We start from the raw sequence: 22,788 nt of genomic DNA on the forward strand, positions 1-22,788 counted from the left end.
TCAGTACTTCCTCTCCATCGGCTGGTATCGGGTGATCGTGACCGGCTTCCAGTCGAGCCGGATGTGGTCGGAGGCGACCGACGAGTGCGCGTCACCCGACAGGTAGGCCATGGTGTGCTGCATGAACTTCTCGTCGTCGCGGTTCGGGAAGTCGTCGCGCATGTGACCGCCGCGGCTCTCCTCGCGGTTGCGCGCGGATGCCACGACGACCTCGGCGAGGTCGAGGAGGAATCCGAGCTCGACGGCCTCGAGCAGGTCGGTGTTGAAGCGCTTGCCCTTGTCCTGGACGGCGATGTCGCGGTACCGGTCTCGGAGGCCGGCGATGACCTCGGCCACGTGGTCGAGCGACTCGCTCGTCCGGAACACCTGGGCGCCCTTGTCCATCTCGTCCTGCAGCTCCTTGCGGATGGCGGCGATCCGCTGGGTGCCGTTCGAGTCGCGCAGCATCTCGAGGAGGCGGCGGATGTCGCCGGCCGGGTCCTCGGGGAGGGGCGTGAGGTCGACGCCGGAGTTGACGTACTCGACCGCGTTGCGGCCCGCCCGCTTGCCGAACACGTTGATGTCGAGGAGCGAGTTCGTGCCGAGGCGGTTGGAGCCGTGCACCGACACGCACGCGCACTCGCCGGCGGCGTAGAGGCCCGGGACGACCGTCGTGTTGTCGCTCAGCACCTCGGCCTTGACGTTGGTCGGGATGCCGCCCATCGCGTAGTGCGCCGTCGGCATGACCGGGACCGGCTCGTACACCGGGTCGACGCCGAGGTAGGTGCGCGCGAACTCGGTGATGTCGGGGAGCTTGGTCTCGAGGACCTCGGCGCCGAGGTGCGTGCAGTCGAGCAGCACGTAGTCCTTCTCGGGGCCGGCGCCGCGACCCTCCGCGACCTCCTGCACCATGCAGCGGGCGACGATGTCGCGCGGCGCCAGGTCCTTGATCGTCGGCGCATAGCGCTCCATGAATCGCTCGCCCGAGGCGTTGCGGAGGATGGCGCCCTCGCCTCGTGCGCCCTCGGTGAGGAGGATGCCGAGGCCGGCGAGACCGGTCGGGTGGAACTGGAAGAACTCCATGTCCTCCAGCGGCAGGCCCTTGCGCCAGATGATCCCGACGCCGTCGCCGGTCAGCGTGTGCGCGTTCGAGGTCGTCTTGTAGATCTTCCCGAAGCCGCCGGTCGCGAAGATCACGGCCTTGGCCTGGAACACGTGGAGCTCGCCGGTGGCGAGCTCGTAGGCGACGACCCCCGACGGCTTCCGGACGCCGTCGACGTCGGTCATGACGAGGTCGAGCGCGTAGTACTCGTTGTAGAACTCGATGCCGAGCTTCACGCAGTTCTGGAACAGCGTCTGCAGGATCATGTGGCCCGTGCGGTCGGCGGCGTAGCACGCGCGCCGGACCGGGGCCTTGCCGTGGTCGCGCGTGTGTCCCCCGAAGCGTCGCTGGTCGATCTTGCCGTCGGGCGTGCGGTTGAAGGGCAGGCCCATGTTCTCGAGGTCGATGACCGCGTCGATGGCCTCCTTCGCGAGGATCTCGGCGGCGTCCTGGTCGACCAGGTAGTCGCCGCCCTTGATCGTGTCGAAGGTGTGCCACTCCCAGCTGTCCTCCTCGACGTTGGCGAGGGCGGCGGCCATGCCGCCCTGCGCCGCGCCCGTGTGGGAGCGCGTCGGGTAGAGCTTGGAGATCACCGCGGTCTTCGCGCCGGGCCCGGCCTCGATGGCGGCCCGCATGCCGGCGCCGCCGGCGCCGACGATCACGATGTCGTACTGGTGGTAGTGGACGCCGTCGACGACCGTCGTCTCGACGTGGTTCTCGCTGGTCACGTGTCTCCTATGCGGCGGGGCAGAACGAGGGCAGCAGCTCGGCGGGCGAGCCTGCGGGGCACGGGTCGAAGGTGAAGACCACGAGCGTGCCGAGGACGATCAGCACGACGGTGGACAGGAGCAGCGCGCCCTTCAGGATCCGCTGCACGGTGCCGGGGTTCGTGTAGTCGTTGACGATGGTCCGCATGCCGTTCGCGCCGTGGATCAGCGCGAGCCACAGCATCAGGACGTCCCACCACTGCCAGAACGGGTCGGCCCACTTGCCGCCCACGAAGCCGAAGTCGATGGCCTTGACGCCCTCGCCGACCATGAGGTTGACGAAGAGGTGTCCGAAGATCAGCACGACGAGCACGACGCCCGACGCGCGCATGTAGATCCAGCCCCACTTCTCGAGGTTGACGCCGCGTCGCGGTGCCCGGCGAGCGGGGGTGCGCGGGGATTCGATGACGGTCATCACGGCGCTCCTAGTGGCTGAAGACGTTCATGAGGTGCCGAGGCACGAACCCGAGCATCGTGACCACCCAGAGCGCGATCACGATGTAGAAGAGGACCTTCTGGTTGCGGGTCGCCCATGACCAGAAGTCGACGAGGATGACGCGCAGGCCGTTGAACGCGTGGAACACGATCGCACCGACGAGGGCCACCTCGCCGAGGCCCATGATCGGGGTCTGGTAGGTGCCGATGACCGCGTTGTAGGCCTCGGGGCTCACGCGCACGAGCGCGGTGTCGAGGATGTGCACGAGGAGGAAGAAGAAGATCGCCACCCCGGTGATCCGGTGCAGCACCCACGACCACATGCCCTCGCGGCCGCGATAGAGCGTGCCGCCCGGCTTCTGCTTCGCCGGCTCCTCGGGTGCGATCGGGGTCCGTGTCGTCGTTGCTGACATGGACGTCCCTCCTGACGGTGTGCGTCGCCCGACTGCGGGCATGACGGGACCGATGGCCCGGGTCCGAGTCTAGTGCGCTCGCGGGGGTGGTCCGGTTCGCCGTCGTGGCGAGGGAGGCGCCCGCCGTTGTCCGGGGCGGCCCACGGCTATCCTGATCGGATGCGACAGGCTCCGCTCGACCGCTTCTACAGCGTCATCCCCGCCGGCGGCGTGGGATCCCGGCTCTGGCCGCTCTCGCGCGCCGACGCACCGAAGTTCCTGCACGACCTGACCGGGTCGGGCCAGACGCTGCTCCGCGACACCTGGGTCCGGCTCGCGCCGCTCTCTGGCGAGCAGCGCATCATGATCGTCACCGGTCGCGCGCATCGTGCGGCGGTCGAGGCCCAGCTGCCCGAGCTCGCCGACGCGAACATCGTGCTGGAGAGCGAGCCGCGCGACTCGACCGCGGCGATCGGCCTGGCCGCCGCGATCCTCGAGCGTCGCGAGCCCGGTGTGATCATCGGCTCGTTCGCGGCCGACCACGTCATCTCGGGGTCCGCGCTCTTCCGCGATGCGGTGACGGCGGCCGTCGCGGCCGCCGACGCGGGGTTCATCGCGACGATCGGCATCACGCCCACCGAGCCGGCCGTCGGGTTCGGCTACATCGAGTGCGGCGAGCCCCTCGACATCCCTGGCACCGACACGGTCACGGCCGTGTCGAGCTTCGTGGAGAAGCCCGACCTCGAGACCGCGCGCGAGTACCTCGAGGGCGGACGCCACCTCTGGAACGCCGGCATGTTCATCGCTCGGGCCGATCTGCTCCTCGAGGAGCTGGCGCGCACCGAGCCCGAGCTCCACGCGGGCGTGGTCGAGCTGGCCGAGGTGTGGGACGACCCCGAGGCCCGGGGGCCGGCGGTCGACCGCATCTGGCCGACGCTGAAGAAGATCGCGATCGACTACTCGGTCGCCGAACCGGCAGCCGCCCGCGGCCGCCTCGCGGTCGTGCGCGCGCACTTCCAGTGGGACGACGTCGGCGACTTCGCCTCGCTCGCCAAGCTGAACACTGCGGGGCGGTCGGGCGAGCTCGCGATCCTCGGCGAGCACGCCAGGGTCCTCTCCGACGCGTCCAGCGGCATCGTCGTGAGTCGGTCGGACCGCGTGATCAGCCTCATCGGCGTCAAGGACATCGTGGTCGTGGACACGCCCGACGCGCTGCTCGTGACGACGAGCGAGCATGCGCAACGGGTCAAGGCCGTCGTGGACGCACTGCGCCTCGGCGGATCGAACGACGTGCTCTAGGCACGGGAAGGTGGTCGGACGGATGTCGCTGCGACGGATCGTCACGTTCGGAGTCGCGCTCGTCGTGGCATCCGCTGCCGTCACCGGCTGCGCGCCCGCGCCGGAGGGCGCCGGCGATGCCGTCGCGGACGGGTGCGTGCGCATGGTCACGAACTCGGGCGGGCTCGAGGACCGTTCGTTCAACCAGTCGAGCTGGGAGGGCCTGCAACTGGCGGAGGACGAGCTCGGCGTGGAGGCGGAGGCGCTCGTGTCGACGAGCGAGACCGACCTCGCACCGAACGTCCGCCAGGCGGTCGACTCCGGATGCGCGCTCGTGGTGACGGTCGGGTGGGAGCTGGCGGAGGCCACGCTCGCCGAGTCGGAGGCGAACCCCGAGGTCTCGTTCGCGATCGTCGACGAGACGGTGGATGCGGCGAACGTCAAGCCGGTCGTGTTCGACACCGCGCAGGCGTCCTTCCTCGCGGGCTACCTCGCGGCAGGCGTGTCGCGGACGGGAGTGGTCGCCACCTTCGGAGGCGGGAACCAGCCCCCGGTCACCCTCTTCATGGACGGCTTCGTGGACGGGGTCGCGAGGTACAACGAGGTGCACGGCGGCGACGTCCGCGTGCTCGGCTGGAACAAGGAGGAGCAGGACGGCTCCTTCACGGGCGACTTCGAGGACATCAACAAGGGCAAGGTGCTCGCCGAGGGGTTCATCGACCAGGGTGCCGACGTGATCCTGCCGGTCGCGGGCCAGGTGGGGGAGGGCGCCGCGGCGGCGGCGGTCGAGCACGGCTCGACGTCGGTGATCTGGGTCGACAGCGACGGGTACGAGACGCTGCCCGCCGAGTTCCGACCCGTCCTGCTGACGAGCGTCCTGAAGAACACGCGGCAGGCGATGGTCGAGATCGTCGGCGCGGTCCAGGACGGCACCTTCATGAGCGACCCCTACATCGGAACGCTGGAGAACGGGGGCGTCGAGATCGCCCCGTACCACGACCTGGAGTCGCTCGTGGCCCCGGGGTTGCAGGGCGAGATCGAGGGTCTGCGACAGGCGATCATCGCGGGCGAGCTCGTCGTGGAGTCGCCCTCGGCGCCCTGACTGTCCCCTGCTCGGGGGAGCCCCGCGCTTGCTCATATGAGCAGAAGGTCGCGGGTTCATAACCTTTGACTGCTGCGGGTCGAGGGGCCGATGGCGCTGATCGAAACATTGGGTAACGTGACCTCACGGTCCCCGCGATCGTTCGGGGTGCACTGTCTTTTGGAGGACACTGTGACGTTCACGTTCAAGAAGGCGGCAGTCGGCGGCCTCGCGACCATCGGTGCGGTCGCGCTCCTCGCAGGTTGCGCGTCGGCTCCCGAGGAGACCGACGGCGACGGCGGCGAGGCGCTCGACTACCTGCCCTGCATGGTCTCCGACGCCGGTGGCTTCGATGACAAGTCGTTCAACCAGCTGGGTCGCGAGGGCCTCGAGGCCGCATCCGATGAGCTCGGCGTCGAGCCGACGCTCGTCGAGTCGTCCGCCGAGACCGACTACGCGTCCAACCTGCAGAGCCTCGTCGACCAGGGTTGCAACACCATCGTGACGGTCGGCTTCCTGCTCGCTCCGGCGGCGCTCGAGTCGGCGACCGCGAACCCCGACCTCGAGTACGTCTCGATCGACGACACGGTCGACACCGACTTCGACGGCACGACCGACGCCGAGAACATCAAGCCCATCATCTTCGACACCGCGCAGGCGGCGTTCCTCGCGGGCTACCTCTCGGCCGGCATGAGCGAGACGGGCGCGGTCGGCACCTACGGCGGCATGAACATCCCGACCGTCTCGATCTTCATGGACGGCTTCGCGCAGGGCGTGGAGTACTACAACGAGGAGAACGGCGCCGACATCCAGGTGATCGGCTGGGACCGCGAGGCGCAGGACGGCTCGTTCACCGGCGGCTTCGAGGCGAACGACACCGCTCGCCAGGTCGCGCAGGGCCTCATCGACCAGAACGTCGACGTCATCCTCCCGGTCGGCGGACCGATCTACCAGTCGGGCGCTGCGGCCATCCGCGACTCCGGCCGTGACATCATGCTGCTCGGTGTCGACGCCGACGTGTACGAGACCGACCCGTCGGTGGGCGACCTGCTGCTGACCTCGATCCGCAAGGGCATCGACGTGGGTGTCGAGGACGCGATCCTCGCCGCCGGCAACGGCGAGTTCGACCCGTCCCCGTTCGTCGGCACGCTCGAGAACGAGGGCGTCGGCCTCGCGCCGTTCCACGACTTCGAGGACGCGGTTCCGGCCGACCTGTCCTCGAAGATCGACGAGCTCCAGCAGATGATCATCGACGGCGACATCACCGTCGAGTCCTACCTGGCCGGCTGAGCCGAGCCGTTCTCGGAGGGAGGCCGGTGCTGCACCGGCCTCCCTTCGTCATATTCTCGGGCGCTGCTGAGCACGCCCGCCAACATCTGAGCAGTTCGGGACGCTCATCGGCGCACTTCGGCGCACGACCGCTGCGAAACCCGGCGCGATCATTAGGATCGGTGGCATGAAACTCGAACTCCGAGGAATCACGAAGAAGTTCGGTTCCCTGGTGGCGAACGACCACATCGACCTCACTGTCGAGGCGGGGGAGATCCACTGCCTCCTGGGTGAGAACGGGGCGGGCAAGTCGACGCTGATGAACGTCCTGTACGGCCTGTACCGGGCCGATGAGGGCGAGATCCTCCTCGATGACCAGCTGCAGCATTTCGAGGGGCCCGGTGACGCGATGCGCGCGGGCATCGGCATGGTGCACCAGCACTTCATGCTGATCCCGGTGTTCACGGTCGCGGAGAACGTGATGCTGGGTCACGAGCAGACCCGTCGGGGCGGGCTCATCGACCTGGCCGCGGCGCGCGAGCGGGTGCGGGAGATCAGCGACCGGTTCGGGTTCGACGTCGACCCGGACGCGTTGGTCGATGACCTGCCGGTGGGCGTGCAGCAGCGGGTGGAGATCATCAAGGCGCTCTCGCGCGACGCGCGGGTGCTGGTGTTCGACGAGCCGACCGCGGTGCTGACGCCGCAGGAGACCGACGAGCTGATGGCGATCATGCGGCAGCTGAAGGAGTCGGGCGCGTCGATCGTGTTCATCACGCACAAGCTGCGCGAGGTCCGCGAGGTCGCGGACAAGATCACGGTGGTCCGCTTGGGCAAGGTCGTCGGCGAGGCCGAGCCGACGGCCACGAACGCCGAGCTGGCCTCGCTGATGGTGGGTCGTGCGGTCGAGCTCACGGTGCAGAAGGAGGAGCCGACCCTGGGCGAGGAGGCGTTGCAGGTGTCGCACCTGAGCGTCATCGATCCGATCGGCCAGCTCGTCGTCAACGACGTGAGCTTCACGGTCCGTCGTGGCGAGGTGCTCGCGGTCGCGGGCGTGCAGGGCAACGGGCAGACCGAGTTGACCGAGGCGCTCGTGGGGCTCCAGCCGCGCGTGCAGGGAGAGATCCGGCTCGACGGGCAGGAACTCACCCGGCATTCCGTGCGGAAGATCCTGGACGCGGGGGTCGGGTTCGTGCCCGAGGACCGCACGGAGGACGGCCTGGTCGGCGAGTTCACCGTCGCGGAGAACCTCATGCTCGACCGCTCGGACGGGGCGCCGTTCGTGAAGGCCGGGAACGTGCAGCGCGGCTTCCTCGCGGAGTTCGCGAAGGACAAGGTCGCGGAGTTCGACGTCCGCACGCCCGGCATCGAGACCAAGGCGGGTCGTCTCTCGGGCGGCAACCAGCAGAAAGTGGTGCTCGCCCGTGAGCTGAGCCGCGACCTGAACCTGCTCGTCGCAGCCCAGCCGACGCGTGGTGTCGACGTGGGTTCGATCGAGTTCATCCACAAGCGCATCATCGAGACCCGTGACGCGGGCGTGCCCGTGGTGGTGGTCTCGACCGAGCTCGACGAGGTCACCGCCCTCGCCGACCGGATCATGGTGATGTACCGGGGCAGGGTCGTGGGCATCGTGCCCGGCGACACGCCCCGCGAGGTCCTCGGCCTGATGATGGCCGGCGAGCGTCCGGCGCCGTCCGGTGACGCCCCCACCCCCGAAGGAGCCGCGGCATGAGCGACCGCAACGACCCCGACGTCGCGCTCGAGACCGGAGCGCAGGTCCCACCTGACGAGCCCGTGATCGAGCCCGAGCCCGAGCGCGAGGAGCCGTCGCGCTGGCAGCAGGCGCTGCGTCAGATCGCGACCGGGAACGCGATCATCTCGGTGCTCGCGGTGCTGCTGGCCCTCGTCGTCGGCGCAGTCATGATCGCGTTCACCGACGAGCGCGTGCAGGCGGCATCCGGGTACTTCTTCGCCCGCCCGGGCGACACGTTCGCCGCGATCTGGGACTCGGTGGCCGGGGCCTACTCGGCGCTGTTCCAGGGCGCGGTGTACAACTTCCGTCGTCCGGACTTCGCGTCCGGTATCCGGCCGCTGACCGAGACGCTGAACTTCGCGACCCCGCTGATCGCGGCCGGTCTCGGCGTGGGCCTGGCGTTCAAGGTCGGCATGTTCAACATCGGTGGTCGCGGGCAGATGCTGCTCGCGGCATCCGCCGCCGGGTGGGTGGCGTTCTCGTTCGACCTGCCGTTCCCGCTGCACATGATCGTCGCCGTGATCGCGGGCATCATTGCCGGGTCCCTGTGGGCCGGGATCGCGGGCCTGCTGAAGGCCCGCACCGGCGCGCACGAGGTGATCGTGACGATCATGCTCAACTACGTCGCCCTGTACCTGGTGTCGTGGATGCTGCGCACTCCCGGGCTGCTGCAGGCGCCGGGATCGAACAACCCGAAGACGCCGCCGATGAAGGACTCCGCGATCTTCCCCGACCTCCTCGGGTCCGGGTTCAACCTCCATCTCGGCTTCCTGCTGTCCCTCGGCTGCGTCGTGCTCGTGTGGTGGATCCTGGACCGCTCGAGCCTGGGCTTCCAGTTCCGCGCGGTCGGACTGAACCCGAAGGCCGCCCGCGTGGCCGGCATCAACGTCAACCGCATGTACGTCTACGGCATGCTGATCGCCGGCGCCCTGGTCGGCCTGGCCGGCGTGGACCAGGTCCTCGGCACCGTGACCACCGGGTTCTCCTCGGGCATCGACGCGGGCATCGGCTTCGACGCGATCACGGTCGCCCTCCTGGGCGGCTCGAACCCGTGGGGCATCCTCGCCGCGGGCATCCTGTTCGGCGCGTTCAAGGCCGGCGGGTTCGCGATGCAGGCCGCCGAGGGCGTCCCGATCGACATCGTCCTGGTCGTGCAGTCCCTGATCGTGCTGTTCATCGCGGCGCCGCCGCTGGTGCGCGCGATCTTCCGGCTCCCGCAGCCGGGCGCCAAGCCCAAGAAGCGAACCCGCACCCCACGCAAGGAGGAGGTGGCGGCGAAGTGACCGCTCCCAGCCAGCACCACGCCACCGCCGCTCCGACCGAGCGGACCCTCGACAGCACGACCCTGATCAGCTGGAAGGCGCCGATCTCGTTCGCCGTGATCACCGTGCTGCTCGCCGTTCTGTTCCTCACCACCCGGCACGGCGGCGACGCGACGTTCCGCCTGTCCACGGGCAGCGACCTGATCCAGATCCCCGAGATCACCATCAGCGGCCCGGTCACGACGTGGACCTGCATCATCCTGCTGACCGCGATCACCGTCGTGTCCGCGGCGATGGTCCGCGCCAAGCGGTCCGTCCCGCTGTGGCTGATCGTGGTCTTCGCCGTGATCGGCCTGGTCGCGTTCCTCACCTGGGCCGCCGCGGGCGCCCGCACCCCGGTGATCCCGCTGCCGGGCCTGCTCGCCGGCGCGCTCAGCCTCTCCGTCCCGCTGATCTTCGGCGCCCTGTGCGGTGTCATCAGCGAGCGGGTCGGCGTGATCAACATCGCCATCGAGGGCCAGCTGCTGGCCGGCGCGTTCACCTCGGCCGTGGTCGCCTCCGTGATCGGGCAGCAGTGGCTCGGCCCGATCGTCGGCCTGGCCGCGGCCGCCGTGTCGGGCGTGCTCGTCGCGTTCGTGCTCGCCGCGTTCGCGATCAAGTACTTCGTCGACCAGGTCATCGTGGGTGTCGTGCTCAACGTGCTCGTGATCGGCCTGACCAGCTTCCTGTTCTCCCAGGTCCTGGCCCCGAACGCGGCCCTGCTGAACTCGCCGCCCCGCCTGCAGCGCATCCCGATCCCGCTGCTGTCCGAGATCCCGCTGATCGGGCCGATGTTCTTCCGCCAGACGCTCATCGTGTACGCGATGTACGTCATCATCGCCCTGGTCTACGTCGGCCTGTTCCACACCCGCTGGGGCCTCCGGCTCCGGTCCGTGGGCGAGCACCCGCAGGCCGCGGACACGGTCGGCATCAACGTCGCCCGCACCCGGTTCTGGAACGTCTCCCTCGCCGGCGCGATCGCCGGGTTCGGCGGCGCGTTCTTCACCCTCGGCGCGGTCGGCGCGTTCAACAAGGAGATGACCGCAGGCGCCGGCTTCATCGCCCTCGCCGCGGTGATCTTCGGCCAGTGGGACCCGATCCGGGCCACCCTCGCGGCGCTCCTGTTCGGGTTCGCATCCAACCTGCAGAACACCCTCTCCGTGATCGGCTCCCCGGTGCCGAGCGAGTTCATGCTCATGCTGCCCTACGTCGTCACGATCCTCGCCGTCGCCGGATTCGTCGGCAAGGTCCGCGGACCCGCCTCCGCCGGCAAGCCCTACATCAAGTCCTGATCGAGGAGCGTCACCGATGACCGACCACCAGTCGACCGACTGGGGCCACCTTCGCGAGATCGCCCGCGAGGCGATGGCGAAGGCGTACGTCCCGTACTCCCAGTTCCCCGTGGGCGCCGCCGCCATCGCCGACGATGGCCGCGTCGTGAGCGGGTGCAACGTCGAGAACGCCTCGTACGGAGTGACCCTCTGCGCGGAGTGCTCGCTCGTCTCGGCGCTCGTCATGTCGGGCGGAGGCAAGCTCGTCGCCTTCACCTGCGTGGACGGGCACGGCAACGTCCTGATGCCGTGCGGCCGCTGCCGCCAGCTGCTCTACGAGCACTCGGCCGAGGGCATGGTGCTCGAGACCGTCTCGGGGCTGAAGACCATCGATGAGGTGCTGCCCGACGCGTTCGGTCCGCGACAGCTCGCCGAGTACCGAGGGGAGAGCGCATGAACGCCGTCGAGGCCTTCGACGCCGTCGACCTGATCCGCACCAAGCGCGATCGAGGCGAACTGTCCACCGATCAGATCGACTGGCTCGTCGACGCCTACACGCGCGGCTACGTGGCCGACGAGCAGATGTCGGCGATGGCCATGGCGATCTTCCTCAACGGGATGAGCCGCCGCGAGATCCGCGACATGACGATGGCGATGCTCGCCTCGGGCGAGCGCCTGGACTTCTCGGCGCTCGGCAAGCCGACGACCGACAAGCACTCGACGGGCGGCGTCGGCGACAAGATCACGCTGCCGCTGATGCCGCTGGTCGCCTCGTTCGGCGTGGCCGTCCCGCAGCTCTCGGGGCGGGGCCTCGGGCACACCGGCGGCACGCTCGACAAGCTGGAGTCCTTCCCCGGCTGGCGCGCCGAGCTCTCCAACGAGGAGGTGTTCGCCCAGCTGCGCGACGTGGGCGGCGTCATCTGCGCCGCCGGCGCCGGGCTCGCCCCGGCCGACAAGAAGCTCTACGCGCTGCGCGACATCACGGGCACGGTCGAGGCCATCCCGCTCATCGCGTCGTCGATCATGTCGAAGAAGATCGCCGAGGGCACGGGCGCGCTCGTGCTGGACGTGAAGTTCGGGTCGGGCGCGTTCCTGAAGGACATCGAGCGCTCGCGCGAGCTGGCGCGCACGATGGTCGAACTCGGCGAGGACGCCGGGGTCGCGACCTCGGCGCTCCTGACGAACATGAACGTGCCGCTCGGGCTCACGATCGGCAACGCGAACGAGGTCCGCGAGTCCGTCGAGGTGCTCGCCGGCGGCGGGCCGGCCGATGTGCGCGAGCTCACCATCGCGCTCGCGCGCGAGATGCTCGAGCTCGCCGGGGTCGCGGACGCCGACGTGGAGCGGGCGCTGGACGACGGCCGCGCGATGGACACGTGGCGCGCCTCGATCCGCGCCCAGGGCGGCGACCCCGACGCCCCCATGCCCGTCGCCAAGGAGCAGCACGTCGTGACGGCCGATCGCGACGGCGTCCTCCTCCGGCAGGACGCGCTGTCGTTCGGCATCGCCGCCTGGCGCCTGGGCGCGGGTCGCGCGCGCAAGGAGGACCCGGTGCAGCACGCGGCCGGCATCGACCTGCACGCGAAGCCCGGCGACGAGGTCCGCGCCGGCCAGCCGCTGTTCACGCTGCACGCCGACCAGCCCGCTCGCTTCGCGCGCGCCCTCGAATCCGTCGAGGGGGCGTGGGAGATCGGCGACGCGGGAGCGGCCGTGCAGGACGGCGGGCCGCTGATCGCCGAGCGCATCGGCCGCTAGCGACGTCGACGCGCACGTCCGTTGCGTGACCAACCGTCGCACGCAGGGATTTCCCTGCGTCGGCGACGGCCCGCGCCGCTATCGTGGTGGGGTGGACACGCACGCGACCGAATACCGGATCGAGGGAGACGGCACCGACATCCGGTCGCTGCCGAAGATCTCGCTGCACGATCACCTCGACGGCGGCCTGCGGCCGCAGACCGTCATCGAGCTCGCCGATGAGGTCGGGTTCGAGCTCCCCGCGACCGAGGCCGATGATCTCGGTCGATGGTTCGCCGACCAGTCCGACTCGGGTTCGCTCGTCGAGTACCTGAAGACGTTCGACGTGACCACCGCGGTCATGCAGACGCGCGACGGCCTGGCGCGCGTCGCACGCGAGTTCGTCAACGACCTCGCAGAGGACGGCGTGATCTACGGAGAAGTCCGCTGGGCGCCGGAACAGCACCTCACGCGGGGGCTCTCGCTCGACGAGGCCGTGGAGGCCGTGCAGGCGGGCCTCGAGCAGGGCGTCGACGACGTGCGGCGCCAGGGCGCCCGCATCCGGGTCGGCCAGCTCATCACCGCGATGCGGCACGCCGACCGAGGACTCGAGATCGCGGAGCTCGCCGTGCGTCACCGCGATCGCGGCGTCGTGGGCTTCGACATCGCGGGTGCCGAGGCGGGCTTCCCGCCGAGCCGGCACCGCACCGCGTTCGACTTCCTCGCGACCCGGTTCATGCCCGTCACCGTCCACGCCGGCGAGGCCGACGGCCTCGAGTCGATCCGGAGCGCCCTGTTCGACGGGCGTGCGCTCCGCCTCGGCCACGGCGTGCGGCTCGCGGAGGACCTCACCATCGAGCGGCAGGACGACGAGAACACGTACGTCTCGCTCGGCCCGATCGCGCAGTGGGTGCGTGACCGCGAGATCGCCCTCGAGACGAGCCCGTCCTCGAACCTGCAGACCGGCGCGATCGCGGCGTGGGGAGACGAGCTCGTCGACCATCCGTTCGACCTGCTGTACCAGCTCGGGTTCCGCGTCACCGTCAACACCGACAACCGCCTCCAGTCGGGCACGTCCCTCACCCGCGAGCTCGCCCTGCTCTCGGATGCGTTCGGGTACGACCTCGACGACTTCGAGGTGTTCCAGCTCAACGCCGCTGCGGCGGCCTTCCTCCCGCTCGACGACCGCGAGGACCTTGTCGAGCAGATCCAGGACGGCTTCGACGAGGGTTGACTCCGTCCGCCGGCGCCGGCTCCCGGCTCCGGTCCACTGCGCTGGTCCAGAACCATGCGGCGTGCATCCGCAGGCCACGCGATCACCGCTCCAGCCGAACTCCAGAACCACCTCCGAACGGACATCGATGAGTCTCCCTCCGCTTCCCGACGACGCGATCGTGCTGCGCGTCGACGTCGCCGACTGGCGCGACGCCGTCCGCGCCGCCGGGCGTGCGCTCGCCCGGTCCGGAGCGACGCTTCCGGGGTATGCCGACCGCATGATCGACGTGCTGGAGGAGTTCGGGGCGTACATCGTGATCGCGCCGGGTCTCGCGCTCGCGCATGCCCGACCCGGACCGGACGTGCGCCGGAGCGGGTTGGCGGTCGTGACCCTCGCCGATCCCGTCGCGTTCGGCCATCCGCACAACGATCCCGTCCGCGTCGTCCTGGGCCTGGCGGTCTCGAACGCCGAGGAGCACGTCGCGAGCGTCGCCGACCTCGCGAACGTGTTCAACGAGCGCGACGCGATCGACCGCATCGCCGCGGCCGAGACCCCGGCGGAGGTCCGCGCGGTCCTCCGCGTGGCAGACGGCGAGGGTCGACCTGCGACGGATGCCGCGGGGGCGCCGTCATGAGGATCGTCGCGGTCTGCGGTGTCGGCGTCGGCAGCTCGGCCATCCTCAAGGGCAACGCCGAGCGCGCGCTCGACCGGCTCGGCCTGACGGCCGACGTGACGGCGAGCGACCTCGCGAGCGTCCGCGAGGCGGCCGCCGACGCGCAGGTGGTGCTCACGTCGACGGAGCTCGCCGACCGGGTCCGCGAGGCGCTCGGCCGGACCTGGGCGGAGATCATCGAGGTCGAGAACTACTTCGACGTCGAGGAGATCGGGCGCAAGCTCGACGCGTCGCTCGGCTGAGCCGGCGGGCGGCTCGGACCCGCGGAGGCGGCTCGGACCCGCCGAGGCCGTCCCGTTCGCGCGCGTCAGGCGACGAGCGCGCGCATCCCAGCCTCCAGGCGGGCCACCGCATCGGAGGCCGCGACACGACGTTCCTCGAGCGAGCCCTCGGTCGCCGCTGCGTCGATGTACACCTTGAGCTTCGGCTCGGTGCCGCTCGGACGCACCATCACGCGCGCGCCGCCCTCGAACACGAGGCGCAGCACGTCCGCCGGCGGGTACCCGTCGATTCCGGCGGCGAGATCGTCGATCCGCTCGACTCGGATGCCGCCCACCTCGGTCGGCGGCTCGGCGCGCAGCCGGGCCATCACGTCGGCGATGCGCGACAGGTCGGTCACGCGGATCGACACCTGGGTCGAGTCGAAGCGCCCGAACCGCAGTGCGAACGCGTCGAGGTGGTCGGCGATCGTGCGCCCCTCGGCGGCGAGTCGGGCGGCGAGGGAGAGGAACGCGATCGCCGCCGAGATGCCGTCCTTGTCCCGGACGGTGCGGGGGTTCACGAGGTAGCCGAGGGCCTCCTCGAACCCGAAGGCCAGCCCGGGTGCCCGCGAGATCCACTTGAACCCGGTGAGCGTCGCCCGGAAGTCGAGCCCGTGGGCGCGTGCCACCGCCTCGAGCCCGGGGGAGGAGACGATCGAGCACGCGAGCGTGCCGGGGGAGCCCGAGGCATCCGCCCCACCCGCCGTCGCCTGCGATGCGGCGACCTGCTCGGCGACCTGCCAGCCGAGCAGCAGCCCGACCTCGTTGCCGGTCAGGCGGCGGTAGCCCTCGGGCTCGGCGTCGTCGGGGATCGCGACGGCGAGCCGGTCGGCGTCGGGGTCGTTCGCGATGACGAGGTCGGCGCCGGCCTCGCGCGCCGCCGCGAACGACAGGTCCATCGCGCCGGGTTCCTCGGGGTTCGGGAAGGCGACGGTCGGGAAGCGGCCGTCGGGCTCGATCTGCTCGGCGACGAGTTCCGGTGCCTCGAAGCCCGCGGCCTCGAGGACGCGCCGCATCGTCTCCCATCCGACTCCGTGCATGGCCGTGTACACGACGCGGGGCTGCGCGGCAGGAGCCGTCGCGATGGCCGCCGTCGCGGCGACGTACGCGTCGACGACGGATTCGCCGGCGGTCTCGAACGCGCCGCGTGGCAGCTCGGTGACCGGGGTCGACGCGGCGACGCGATCGATCTGGGCGGCGATCTCGGCATCCGCCGGGGCCACGATCTGCGATCCCTCGTCGGCGCCGCCGAGGTAGACCTTCATGCCGTTGTCGTTCGGCGGGTTGTGCGACGCCGTGATCATGACGCCCGCGCTCGTGTCGAGGTGCCGCACGGCGAAGGCCAGCACGGGCGTGGGCAGGAGCCTGGGGAGGAGGATGGCGCGCACGCCCGCGCCCGCCATCACCTCGGCGACATCGCGCGCGAACGCCTCGGAGTTCCGGCGACCGTCGTAGCCGACGACCACGCTCGGGGGCGCGGCATCCGTCGCCTGCTCGAGCAGGAACCCGGCGAGGCCGGCTGCTCCCTGCGAGACGAGCACCCGGTTCATGCGGTTCGGGCCGGCGGCGATCTCGCCCCGCAGGCCGGCGGTGCCGAAGGCGAGCCGCGAGTCGAAGCGGTCGGCGAGGTCGGCGGATGCCTCGGCATCCCCGTCTCGCACGCGCGCCACGATCGCGGCGAGCTCCTCGCGCGTCTCGGCGTCGGGGTCCTGGGCGATCCACGCCTCGGCGCGGGCGATGCGGTCGGCGTCGGTGAGGTGCGGCATCCGTTGCCTTCTCTCTCGAATGCGGCGGGCTGCGGCCCGCCGCGCGTGGCGTTCCTGGTGGGTCGTCTGGGCTCGCGGCCTAGATCGCCGCGACGACCTTGGCGAGCAGGTCGGAGATCTTCGTCTCGGCCGTACGACCGGCCTCGATGACCTCCTCGTGGCTGAGCGGCGTGGTCTGGATGCCCGCCGCCAGGTTGGTGATGAGCGACATGCCGAGGACCTCCATGCCGGCCTGGCGCGCCGCGATGGCCTCGAGCGCCGTCGACATCCCGACGATGTGCCCGCCGACGGCCTTGGCCATCTGCACCTCGGCCGGCGTCTCGTAGTGGGGGCCGCGGAACTGCACGTACACGCCCTCGTCGAGCGACGGGTCGATGCCCTTCGCGATGCCGCGCAGGCGCGCGGAGTACAGGTCGGTGAGGTCGACGAACGTCGCGCCTTCGAGCGGCGAGTCGGCCGTGAGGTTGATGTGGTCGCTGATCAGCACGGGGCTGCCGGGGGTCCAGTGCTCCTTGATGCCGCCGGCGCCGTTGGTGAGGATCATCGTCGTCGCGCCCGTGGCCGCGGCGGTGCGGACCGAGTGGACGACCCGACGTACGCCGTGGCCCTCGTAGTAGTGGGTGCGCGCGCCGATCACGAGCGCTCGCCGGCCGTCGGGCAGCGCGACCGAGCGGAGCGTTCCGACGTGGCCCTCGAGGGCGGGCTTCGAGAACCCCGGGACCTCGTCCGCGGCGATCGTGTGCGTGGTCTCGCCGATGAGCTCGGCGGCGGCGCCCCAACCCGAGCCGAGCGTGAGCGCGACGTCGTGGCGCTCGACACCCGTGAGCTCCGCGATGCGGGCGGCCGCGTCGCGTGCGACGGCGAACGGATCGGCGGCGGGGTCGTCGAGGGGATTCTGCTGCTGCATCCCCTCATCGTACGCAAGGGGCGGATGCCGCGGCACGGCGTGCGCGCGGACGTGCTCGTCTGCGCGCGCCATCCGCTCGCCCGCCCGCGTTCGCGCGCGCGCCTGCGCGTGCGTGAGAATGGGGGGATGCACACCACCTTCGAGCGCACCCAGAGGATCGCCGTACTCGGGGGTGGGCCGGGCGGGTACGAGGCCGCCCTCGCCGCCGCGCAGCTCGGGGCGGAGGTCACGCTCGTCGAGCGCGCGGGCGTCGGCGGCTCGGCCGTGCTCACCGACGTGGTCCCGTCGAAGTCGCTCATCGCCACCGCGGAGGCCTCGAACGCCGTCAAGGAGGCCGCCGACCTCGGCGTGCAGTTCTTCGCCCGCGGCGGCGACGCGAAGGCGGTGAAGCCGGACGTCGCGATCAACCTCCAGGCCGTCAACAAGCGGCTCCTGGGCCTCGCGGCGCAGCAGTCGGAGGACATGCGCACGAACCTGATCGACGCGGGCGTGCGGCTGGTGCAGGGCGAGGGCCGGCTCGACGGACCGAACGCCCTCATCGTCGCGACCGCGAAGGGCGGCACCGACTTCGACCGCATCGACGCCGACACGCTCGTCATCTCCACCGGCGCCACGCCACGCGTGCTGTCGTCGGCCGTGCCCGACGGCGAGCGCATCCTGACGTGGACGGAGCTCTACGCCCTGAAGCAGGTGCCCGAGCACCTCATCGTCGTCGGCTCCGGCGTCACCGGGGCCGAGTTCGCGTCGGCCTACCGTGCGCTCGGCGCGAAGGTCACGCTCATCTCCAGTCGCGAGCACGTGCTCCCCGGCGAGGACGCCGACGCGGCCGCCGTCATCGAGAAGGTGTTCAAGCGCAACGGCATGAAGGTCCTCTCGAAGTCGCGCGCCGACTCGGTCGTGGTCGACGGTGACGGCGTGCTCGCGACGCTCTCCGACGGCCGCGAGGTGCGCGGCTCGCACTGCCTCATGGCGGTCGGCTCGGTCCCGAACACGGCCGACCTGGGCCTCGAGGAGGCCGGCGTGCAGCTGGCCGAGTCGGGTCACATCCGTGTCAACCGGGTCGCGCGCACGTCGATGCCGAACATCTACGCCGCGGGCGACTGCACGACGTTCCTGCCGCTGGCGTCCGTCGCGTCGATGCAGGGCCGTACGGCCGTGTTCCACGCGATGGGCGACATCGTGAACCCGCCGGAGAACCGCAACATCACCTCGAACATCTTCACCCAGCCCGAGATCGCGACCGTCGGCTGGACCGAGAAGGAGATCGACGAGGGCGTCGTGCCGGGCATCGTCTACAAGCTCCCGCTCGCGTCGAACCCGCGCGCCAAGATGATGGGCATCCGCGACGGGTTCGTGAAGCTGTTCGCCTCGGCGGGCTCGGGCGCCATCATCGGCGGCGTCATCGTCGCGCCCAAGGCGTCCGAGTTGATCTTCCCGCTCGCGCTGGCCGTCGAGCACCGGCTCACCGTCGACCAGTTCGCCGAGGCGTTCCCGGTCTACCCGTCGCTCACGGGCTCGCTGACCGACGCCGCGCGCGCGTTGCACGTCGTGCGCTGACGCGCCGGCCGCGGTCCGAGCGATTCCCGGGCCGAGGCGCCGAGTCGTGCGGCGACGCGCCGGAGGGAGGCTCCCGGTCCGGTCGACTACGCGTCGGCGATCGAGAGGAGCAGGTGCCCGCTCGACACGGTCGCGCCGGGCTCGGCGTTCACGAGGCCCACGACCCCGTCCTTGTGGGCGACGATGGGCTGCTCCATCTTCATGGCCTCGAGCACGAGCACGAGGTCGCCCTTGACGACCTTGTCGCCCGCGGCGACGGCGACCTTGACGACGGTGGCCTGCATCGGCGCCGTCACGGCGTCGCCGGTTGAGGTGTCGACGGCGTGGTGCGCGGCGCGGCGGCGCGGTGCGGGGCCGCGCGAGCCGTTCGTCGACGGCGCGCCCGCGAGGCGCTTCGGCAGCGACACCTCGATGCGGCGGCCGTCGACCTCGACGACGAGGCTCGTCCGAGCGGCGGGTCCCTTGGTCTCCGCCAGCTCGCCCGTCCACGGCTCGAGCTGGTTGTCGTACTCGGTCTCGATCCAGCGCGTGTAGACCGAGAACGGCTCGTCGCCCTCCGGGGCGAAGGCGGTGTTGCGGACGATGTCGCGGTGGAAGGGGAGCACGGTCGGCAGGCCGGCGACGTCGAACTCGTCGAGCGCACGGCGGGCGCGCTCGAGCGCGTCCTTCCGGGTGGCGCCGGTCACGATGAGCTTGGCGAGGAGGGAGTCGAACGCGCCCGAGATCTCGTCACCGCTCGTGACGCCGGAGTCGACGCGCACGCCGGGGCCGCCCGGGAAGCGGAGCTGGTGGATGGGGCCGGGCGCGGGCAGGAAGTTGCGGCCGGGGTCCTCGCCGTTGATGCGGAACTCGAACGAGTGCCCGGTGGTGACGGGGTCGGGGTAGTCGAGCACGCCGCCCTCGGCGAGGCGGAACTGCTCGCGCACGAGGTCGAGGCCGGTGACCTCCTCGGAGACGGGGTGCTCGACCTGCAGGCGCGTGTTCACCTCGAGGAACGAGACCGTGCCGTCCTGGCCGATCAGGAACTCGCACGTGCCCGCCCCGACGTAGCCGACCTCCTTGAGGATCGCCTTCGACGACTCGTAGAGCAGGCGGTTCTGCTCCTCGGTGAGGAACGGCGCGGGCGCCTCCTCGACGAGCTTCTGGTGGCGGCGCTGCAGCGAGCAGTCGCGCGTGGAGACGACGACGACGTTGCCGTGCTCGTCGGCGAGGCACTGGGTCTCGACGTGGCGGGGCTTGTCGAGGTACTTCTCGACGAAGCACTCGCCGCGGCCGAACGCCGCGACGGCCTCGCGGGTCGCGGACTCGAAGAGCTCCGCGACCTCGGCGCGCTCGCGCGCGACCTTGAGGCCGCGACCGCCGCCGCCGAAGGCGGCCTTGATCGCGACGGGCAGCCCGTGCTCGTCGACGAACTCGAGCACCTCCGCGGCGTCCGCGACGGGGTTGAGGGTGCCGGGGGCGAGCGGCGCGCCGACCTTCTCGGCGACGTGGCGGGCCGACACCTTGTCGCCGAGACGCTCGATGGCCTCGGGGCTCGGTCCGATCCAGATGAGCCCGGCGTCGATGACCGCGCGGGCGAAGTCGGAGTTCTCGGCGAGGAAGCCGTACCCGGGGTGCACGGCGTCGGCGCCGGAGCGGCGCGCGACCGAGAGCAGCTTGTCGATGACCAGGTAGGTCTCGGCGCTCGTCGAACCGTCGAGGGCGTAGGCCTCGTCGGCGAGCCTGACGTGGCGCGCGTCGCGGTCCTGGTCGGCGTAGACGGCGACGGAGGCGAGCCCGGAGTCGCGGGCGGCGCGGATGACGCGGACGGCGATCTCGCCGCGGTTGGCGATGAGGACCTTGGTGATGCGACGCATGATGACCAAGCCTATTGGCGGATTCCCAGCCGCCTTTGGGTGGTGCACACAAAAAAGGCCTGCAGCTGTTTCGGTGAGTGACAACGAGCGGATGCCGCGGACCGCCCACGACCCCGCGGCACGCGCCGCGGGGATCAGTTCGTGCCGAGGTCCCAGAGGTCGATCCACGCGACGCCGAGCTCGCGGACGAGGTCGCGCAGCGTCGACAGCGAGAGTCCCACGACCGTCGACGGATCGCCGTCCACGGAGCGGATGAACGGGCCGCCGAGGCTGTCCACGGTGAACGCGCCGGCGACCGCGAGCGGCTCGCCGGTGGCGATGTAGGCGTCGATCTCCGCGTCGTCGAGCCGGGCGAACTCGACCATGGCCGACGCGGGACGACCGACCGCGCCGCGCACCGCGCCGCCGCGGTGGTCGATCACCCAGTGGCCCGACCAGAGGACCCCCGAGCGCCCGTTCTGCCCGGCCCACCGCTCGCGTGCGACGTCGGGACGGTGCGGCTTGCCGTGCAGCACGCCGTCGACGAGGAAGGCGGAGTCGCCGCCGAGGATCAGGCCGTCGATGGGCGCCCCGTCGACGTCGCGCCCGATGATCGCCTCCGCCTTCCGCTGCGCGAGCAGCTGCACGAGCTCCTGCGGGGCCAACGGACCGTGCTCGGCCTCGTGCTCCGCGACGGCCGCCTCCTCGTCGACCCCGGGGGCCAGCAGGAGCGGTTCGATCCCCGCCTGGCGGAGCAGCTGGCGGCGTGCGGGCGAGGTCGACGCGAGGTACAGGCGCATGCCTCCATCCTGCCGGTGCCGCTCCCGGCCCGCATGCGGGTCGATGTGCGATGCTCGGACGATGGCCAACTCGCGTCGCCGCCCCGCTCGCGGCACCCGCCCGGCGGGCGCTCGTCGACCCGCCCCGGCACGCCCGGCCGAGCCCGGGCCCCTGCTCGAACTCGACGTGGAGCGGATCGCCCACGGCGGCGTCGCCGTCGCCCGCCACGAGGGCCGGGTCGTCTTCGTCGCCGACGCGATCCCGGGCGAGCGCGTGCGCGCCCAGGTGACGGATGCCGGGCGCGACCGATTCTGGCGCGCCGAGACGGTCGAGGTGCTCGACGCCTCGCCGGACCGCCGCGAGCACGTCTGGGCGGAGGCATCCGTCGACCGCGCACCCGAGGACCGGGTCGGAGGCGCCGAGTTCGGGCACATCGTGATGCGACGGCAGCGCGAGCTGAAGGCCGACGTGCTCCGCGACGCCCTCGCGCGGATGGGCGGCGTCGAACGGGAGGTCGACGTGCGGGAGGTCGATCCCGGGCTCGCCCCCGGCGTCGACCGGGAGTCGGGCGCCCACTGGCGCACGCGGGTGCGCCTGCACGTCGGCCCCGACGGCGCCGTGGGACCGTACGCGGCGCGCAGCCATCGGATCGTGCCGGTCGCCTCGCTGCCGCTCGCGGTCGCGGAGATCGAGTCGATCGCACCGCTCGCCACCGATCGCCGCGGGGCCCGCGCCGCCGACGGAGCCACGGCGATCGATCTCGTCGCCCCGTCCTCGGGTACGGCAGAACTCGTGGTCCGCACCGCGGGAGATCGAGGCCCCGAGCATCCGCCGACGATCGTCGAGCGCGTGGGCGAGCGCAGCTTCACCCTCGACCGCGGCGGCTTCTGGCAGGTGCACCGGGGTGCGGCCGCGACGCTGACGCGTGCCGTGCAGGAGGCCGTCGACCCCGCCCGGTTCGACCCGGACGCGGAGAACCAGGACCTGTACGGCGGCGTGGGCCTGCTCGCCGCCGCGGTGGGCGACCGGTTCGGCCCGACGACGAGGATCACGACCGTGGAGGCCGACGCGCGCGCGACCGAGCACGCGGGTTCGAACCTCGCCGACTGGATCGGCGCGCGCGCCGTCTCGGACCGCGTCGACCGCCACCTCGACCGACTGGCCGCCGCGACGGACGCCTCGACCCGCGGCCTCCGCGGCGCCACCGTCGTGCTCGATCCGCCGCGTGCGGGCGCGGGGCGCGCGGTCGTCGAGCGACTGACGGAGCTGCGACCCGCCCAGGTGGTGTACGTCGCCTGCGACCCGGTCGCGCTCGCGCGCGACGTGGCGACGTTCCGCGCGAACGGGTACGAGCTCGAGACCCTTGGCGCGTTCGACCTCTTCCCGAACACGCATCACGTCGAGGCGGTCGCCCGGTTCGCCGCTATCGTGTGAG

Annotated in this window: 20 protein-coding genes; 13 read left to right on the top strand and 7 right to left on the bottom strand. The window is 71.2% G+C overall.

Annotated features, from left to right (window positions below; genetic code table 11):
- The 3 genes from sdhA to sdhC are packed head-to-tail and all read right to left on the bottom strand — an operon-like array spanning nt 1 to nt 2,696.
- Nucleotides 1-1,809, bottom strand: a complete 1,809-nt coding sequence (gene sdhA / locus ACFVHK_RS03860) for a succinate dehydrogenase flavoprotein subunit (RefSeq protein WP_376927687.1) — start codon at nt 1,807-1,809, stop codon at nt 1-3.
- A 7-nt stretch (nt 1,810-1,816) separates the two neighbouring features.
- Complete coding sequence (locus ACFVHK_RS03865; RefSeq protein WP_129233307.1) at nt 1,817-2,263, bottom strand: succinate dehydrogenase hydrophobic membrane anchor subunit; 447 nt, start codon at nt 2,261-2,263, stop codon at nt 1,817-1,819.
- A 10-nt stretch (nt 2,264-2,273) separates the two neighbouring features.
- Entirely contained in the window at nt 2,274-2,696 is a 423-nt protein-coding gene (sdhC, locus tag ACFVHK_RS03870) for a succinate dehydrogenase, cytochrome b556 subunit (RefSeq protein WP_129233306.1), read from the bottom strand.
- Between the two features lie 159 nt (nt 2,697-2,855).
- On the opposite strand from sdhC, the gene ACFVHK_RS03875 reads away from it, so the two are divergent.
- From ACFVHK_RS03875 to ACFVHK_RS03925, 11 genes are all read left to right on the top strand, one after another.
- A complete protein-coding gene (locus ACFVHK_RS03875) occupies nt 2,856-3,974 on the top strand; it encodes a mannose-1-phosphate guanylyltransferase (protein WP_376927688.1) in 1,119 nt (372 codons plus the stop codon).
- 22 nt (nt 3,975-3,996) lie between these two features.
- Complete coding sequence (locus ACFVHK_RS03880) at nt 3,997-5,055, top strand: BMP family lipoprotein (protein WP_376927689.1); 1,059 nt, start codon at nt 3,997-3,999, stop codon at nt 5,053-5,055.
- Nucleotides 5,056-5,226: 171 nt separating this feature from the next.
- Entirely contained in the window at nt 5,227-6,324 is a 1,098-nt protein-coding gene (locus tag ACFVHK_RS03885; RefSeq protein WP_376927690.1) for a BMP family lipoprotein, read from the top strand.
- Nucleotides 6,325-6,490: 166 nt separating this feature from the next.
- Nucleotides 6,491-8,032 carry an ABC transporter ATP-binding protein gene (locus ACFVHK_RS03890; RefSeq protein WP_376927691.1) on the top strand — a complete coding sequence of 514 codons (1,542 nt, stop codon included), beginning with the start codon at nt 6,491-6,493 and terminating at the stop codon, nt 8,030-8,032.
- Nucleotides 8,029-9,336 carry an ABC transporter permease gene (locus tag ACFVHK_RS03895; RefSeq protein ID WP_376927692.1) on the top strand — a complete coding sequence of 436 codons (1,308 nt, stop codon included), beginning with the start codon at nt 8,029-8,031 and terminating at the stop codon, nt 9,334-9,336. The genes ACFVHK_RS03890 and ACFVHK_RS03895 overlap by 4 nt, the downstream gene beginning before the upstream one ends.
- Entirely contained in the window at nt 9,333-10,646 is a 1,314-nt protein-coding gene (locus ACFVHK_RS03900) for an ABC transporter permease (RefSeq protein WP_376927693.1), read from the top strand. Before ACFVHK_RS03895 ends, ACFVHK_RS03900 begins: the two co-directional genes overlap by 4 nt.
- 16 nt (nt 10,647-10,662) lie before the next feature.
- The gene (locus ACFVHK_RS03905) at nt 10,663-11,082 is read left to right on the top strand and encodes a cytidine deaminase (protein ID WP_376927694.1); all 420 of its coding nucleotides are present in this window, start codon (nt 10,663-10,665) and stop codon (nt 11,080-11,082) included.
- Nucleotides 11,079-12,380: a thymidine phosphorylase gene (locus ACFVHK_RS03910; protein ID WP_129233298.1), complete on the top strand. Its 1,302-nt coding sequence runs from the start codon at nt 11,079-11,081 to the stop codon at nt 12,378-12,380. Before ACFVHK_RS03905 ends, ACFVHK_RS03910 begins: the two co-directional genes overlap by 4 nt.
- A gap of 91 nt (nt 12,381-12,471) precedes the next feature.
- A complete protein-coding gene (locus ACFVHK_RS03915) occupies nt 12,472-13,593 on the top strand; it encodes an adenosine deaminase (protein WP_376927695.1) in 1,122 nt (373 codons plus the stop codon).
- Nucleotides 13,594-13,720: 127 nt separating this feature from the next.
- Nucleotides 13,721-14,209: a PTS sugar transporter subunit IIA gene (locus ACFVHK_RS03920; protein ID WP_376927696.1), complete on the top strand. Its 489-nt coding sequence runs from the start codon at nt 13,721-13,723 to the stop codon at nt 14,207-14,209.
- On the top strand, nt 14,206-14,490 hold the full coding sequence (locus ACFVHK_RS03925) for a PTS sugar transporter subunit IIB (protein ID WP_129233295.1): 285 nt from the start codon (nt 14,206-14,208) through the stop codon (nt 14,488-14,490). Before ACFVHK_RS03920 ends, ACFVHK_RS03925 begins: the two co-directional genes overlap by 4 nt.
- 65 nt (nt 14,491-14,555) lie before the next feature.
- On the opposite strand, the gene ACFVHK_RS03930 is transcribed toward ACFVHK_RS03925, so the two are convergent.
- On the bottom strand, nt 14,556-16,274 hold the full coding sequence (locus tag ACFVHK_RS03930; RefSeq protein WP_376927697.1) for a phospho-sugar mutase: 1,719 nt from the start codon (nt 16,272-16,274) through the stop codon (nt 14,556-14,558).
- A gap of 79 nt (nt 16,275-16,353) precedes the next feature.
- Nucleotides 16,354-17,181, bottom strand: a complete 828-nt coding sequence (locus ACFVHK_RS03935; RefSeq protein WP_376927698.1) for a purine-nucleoside phosphorylase — start codon at nt 17,179-17,181, stop codon at nt 16,354-16,356.
- Between the two features lie 126 nt (nt 17,182-17,307).
- Between ACFVHK_RS03935 and ACFVHK_RS03940 the strand changes: the two genes are divergently transcribed.
- Nucleotides 17,308-18,738, top strand: a complete 1,431-nt coding sequence (locus tag ACFVHK_RS03940; protein WP_376927699.1) for an NAD(P)H-quinone dehydrogenase — start codon at nt 17,308-17,310, stop codon at nt 18,736-18,738.
- An 86-nt stretch (nt 18,739-18,824) separates the two neighbouring features.
- Here the strand turns inward: ACFVHK_RS03940 and ACFVHK_RS03945 are convergent, their stop codons facing one another.
- Both ACFVHK_RS03945 and ACFVHK_RS03950 read right to left on the bottom strand, forming a co-directional pair.
- Nucleotides 18,825-20,594: an ATP-binding protein gene (locus tag ACFVHK_RS03945; protein WP_376927700.1), complete on the bottom strand. Its 1,770-nt coding sequence runs from the start codon at nt 20,592-20,594 to the stop codon at nt 18,825-18,827.
- Nucleotides 20,595-20,728: 134 nt separating this feature from the next.
- The gene (locus ACFVHK_RS03950; protein WP_376927701.1) at nt 20,729-21,373 is read right to left on the bottom strand and encodes a Maf family protein; all 645 of its coding nucleotides are present in this window, start codon (nt 21,371-21,373) and stop codon (nt 20,729-20,731) included.
- Nucleotides 21,374-21,434: 61 nt separating this feature from the next.
- Here ACFVHK_RS03950 and ACFVHK_RS03955 point away from each other — a divergent pair, with 61 nt between their 5' ends.
- Complete coding sequence (locus ACFVHK_RS03955) at nt 21,435-22,787, top strand: class I SAM-dependent RNA methyltransferase (protein ID WP_376927702.1); 1,353 nt, start codon at nt 21,435-21,437, stop codon at nt 22,785-22,787.
- The last annotated feature ends 1 nt before the right edge of the window (nt 22,788 follow it).

Source organism: Agromyces binzhouensis (genome assembly GCF_042672355.1).
GTDB lineage: Bacteria > Actinomycetota > Actinomycetes > Actinomycetales > Microbacteriaceae > Agromyces > Agromyces binzhouensis.

Bases quoted from the DNA above. Each gene is read 5' to 3' on its own strand.
- ACFVHK_RS03865 (WP_129233307.1), bottom strand. From the start codon at position 2,263: ATGACCGTCATCGAATCCCCGCGCACCCCCGCTCGCCGGGCACCGCGA.
- sdhC (WP_129233306.1), bottom strand. From the start codon at position 2,696: ATGTCAGCAACGACGACACGGACCCCGATCGCACCCGAGGAGCCGGCG.
- ACFVHK_RS03875 (WP_376927688.1), top strand. From the start codon at position 2,856: ATGCGACAGGCTCCGCTCGACCGCTTCTACAGCGTCATCCCCGCCGGC.
- ACFVHK_RS03880 (WP_376927689.1), top strand. From the start codon at position 3,997: ATGTCGCTGCGACGGATCGTCACGTTCGGAGTCGCGCTCGTCGTGGCA.
- ACFVHK_RS03890 (WP_376927691.1), top strand. From the start codon at position 6,491: ATGAAACTCGAACTCCGAGGAATCACGAAGAAGTTCGGTTCCCTGGTG.
- ACFVHK_RS03895 (WP_376927692.1), top strand. From the start codon at position 8,029: ATGAGCGACCGCAACGACCCCGACGTCGCGCTCGAGACCGGAGCGCAG.
- ACFVHK_RS03905 (WP_376927694.1), top strand. From the start codon at position 10,663: ATGACCGACCACCAGTCGACCGACTGGGGCCACCTTCGCGAGATCGCC.
- ACFVHK_RS03910 (WP_129233298.1), top strand. From the start codon at position 11,079: ATGAACGCCGTCGAGGCCTTCGACGCCGTCGACCTGATCCGCACCAAG.
- ACFVHK_RS03920 (WP_376927696.1), top strand. From the start codon at position 13,721: ATGAGTCTCCCTCCGCTTCCCGACGACGCGATCGTGCTGCGCGTCGAC.
- ACFVHK_RS03925 (WP_129233295.1), top strand. From the start codon at position 14,206: ATGAGGATCGTCGCGGTCTGCGGTGTCGGCGTCGGCAGCTCGGCCATC.
- ACFVHK_RS03930 (WP_376927697.1), bottom strand. From the start codon at position 16,274: ATGCCGCACCTCACCGACGCCGACCGCATCGCCCGCGCCGAGGCGTGG.
- ACFVHK_RS03935 (WP_376927698.1), bottom strand. From the start codon at position 17,181: ATGCAGCAGCAGAATCCCCTCGACGACCCCGCCGCCGATCCGTTCGCC.
- ACFVHK_RS03940 (WP_376927699.1), top strand. From the start codon at position 17,308: ATGCACACCACCTTCGAGCGCACCCAGAGGATCGCCGTACTCGGGGGT.
- ACFVHK_RS03945 (WP_376927700.1), bottom strand. From the start codon at position 20,594: ATGCGTCGCATCACCAAGGTCCTCATCGCCAACCGCGGCGAGATCGCC.
- ACFVHK_RS03950 (WP_376927701.1), bottom strand. From the start codon at position 21,373: ATGCGCCTGTACCTCGCGTCGACCTCGCCCGCACGCCGCCAGCTGCTC.
- ACFVHK_RS03955 (WP_376927702.1), top strand. From the start codon at position 21,435: ATGGCCAACTCGCGTCGCCGCCCCGCTCGCGGCACCCGCCCGGCGGGC.